This window comes from Kovacikia sp. CALU 1929 (assembly GCF_056784235.1).
Window position 1 is genome coordinate 1 of record NZ_JBXBCF010000016.1, and the last position, 1,430, is coordinate 1,430.

Consider the following 1,430-nt stretch of genomic DNA (forward strand, 5'->3'; position numbering starts at 1 on the left):
TCGATAAATTGCCGCCGACAGGTTTTGCAGAGGTAATTTTGTTTACCTCTTTGCTTGCCGTTCTTACTGATGTCAGTTGAGCCACATTCGGGACATTGCATCGGTTTCACCCTGATTTCATATTCCCATTATGCAACGCCCGAAATGATACTGTTGAATGCTTCTCTTTTGCGAGATTGGTGATGTTGGGTTTCGTCGCCTCAACCCAACCTACAAGATCGGCGATCGCGCTACAAGATCGGCGATCGCACTATCGGCTGCTAATGTTTTAACCTGTGCGGTTGGTAGGGTCGCATCGATCGTGACGGACAGGGTTGCAGGCAGGCTATTGCCATTGGCATTGGTGGCGATCGCATAATATATCAATTTCCAAACCTGAAATAATCAACTCGAATTAAATCAGGGATAGACATAACCTGTTGTCTATTTCCATCAGCATCATAACCAGTAATCAAAATAAATCCAGGATTCTGAACGCGATAACGACCGCCCCGCTTCAAGGGGGATGCACCCAATAGGTAGGCGGCATCAATACCAGGATCAAAAGCATCATTTTCAGCCAGAAAACGTTCTGCAAACTCCCAAATGTCACCAAATTCTTTAACGCTTATTTGGCGACGGCGTGACCCAAAATAGACTGTTTGCTTGGCTTCAGGGTGAAGCTGGGGGGATGGAGACAATAGGTATCGCTGAATTGGCAAGCCACGATCACTGATTTCTTCATCGGTATCACCCTTCAGTCCCCAAAAGTACTCAATAACCTCCCCTTTCTCAAATAACGTATACCCAATCGAGTCAGTAGTGTCGCTGACGTTCAAGTCAATTACGGGTACTCCTAATTCCTTAGAAAGTTGAGCTTCACTGGGCGGTGGGGACACTGCGATGCGACGAGGTTCTATTATTTCATCACGAACCATAATCGACCAGGGATGCCCGACGAGTTGAAACGCAAATCTAAAAGAGCCTGACACTTCAATCTCTGATCCAATCACATTTCGTCGTGCTTCAAGTGCTCTCTTCTCAAGTACATCTGAAAGGGAATCCAAGGGAGCCTTGACCAACACAACCCTACCATTGCGATATATTGTCTCAATACCTCGCCTCCCGGACCATGGACGTGTAAATTGTGCTGCCGCATTATGGTTTTGGTGTTGGTTCATACTGTTTCCTGGCGATGGATGGGATGCCGCTAGTTTTGATGGAAAAATGATCCAGCTTACATACAGAAGAAATGCTATGGCTGCCTTCCAAGACTTTATTTTCATGCAACATCCACTCAGTAATTAAGTGCGATCGCCCCTCGCCGTAGCGATTGTCTTGAAAGTCAAGCGGAAATGAAAAATTGATGGGATTGAGATTTGAGCAGGACAAAATAGATTGCTCAATCCTCTTCTATTGAGCAACCAAAAGGTAACAACCAAGCGTGAGTC

Annotated in this window: 3 protein-coding genes; 1 reads left to right on the top strand and 2 read right to left on the bottom strand. The window is 45.8% G+C overall.

Annotated features, from left to right (window positions below):
• Positions 1-101: IS1/IS1595 family N-terminal zinc-binding domain-containing protein (locus tag AC1S52_RS00955; protein ID WP_482027120.1), on the bottom strand; the 101-nt coding region annotated here is incomplete at its 3' end.
• A 56-nt stretch (positions 102-157) separates the two neighbouring features.
• Between AC1S52_RS00955 and AC1S52_RS00960 the strand changes: the two genes are divergently transcribed.
• Positions 158-358, top strand: coding sequence for a hypothetical protein (locus AC1S52_RS00960; RefSeq protein ID WP_482027167.1), 201 nt, complete (start codon positions 158-160; stop codon positions 356-358).
• A gap of 4 nt (positions 359-362) precedes the next feature.
• Here AC1S52_RS00960 and AC1S52_RS00965 read toward each other — a convergent pair whose 3' ends face one another.
• On the bottom strand, positions 363-1,265 hold the full coding sequence (locus tag AC1S52_RS00965) for a hypothetical protein (RefSeq protein WP_482027168.1): 903 nt from the start codon (positions 1,263-1,265) through the stop codon (positions 363-365).
• Positions 1,266-1,430 lie beyond the last annotated feature (165 nt).

What these genes read in the sequence shown, in the direction of transcription:
- AC1S52_RS00965 (WP_482027168.1), bottom strand. Translation starts at nt 1,265, where the DNA reads ATGAAAATAAAGTCTTGGAAGGCAGCCATAGCATTTCTTCTGTATGTA.
- AC1S52_RS00960 (WP_482027167.1), top strand. Translation starts at nt 158, where the DNA reads ATGCTTCTCTTTTGCGAGATTGGTGATGTTGGGTTTCGTCGCCTCAAC.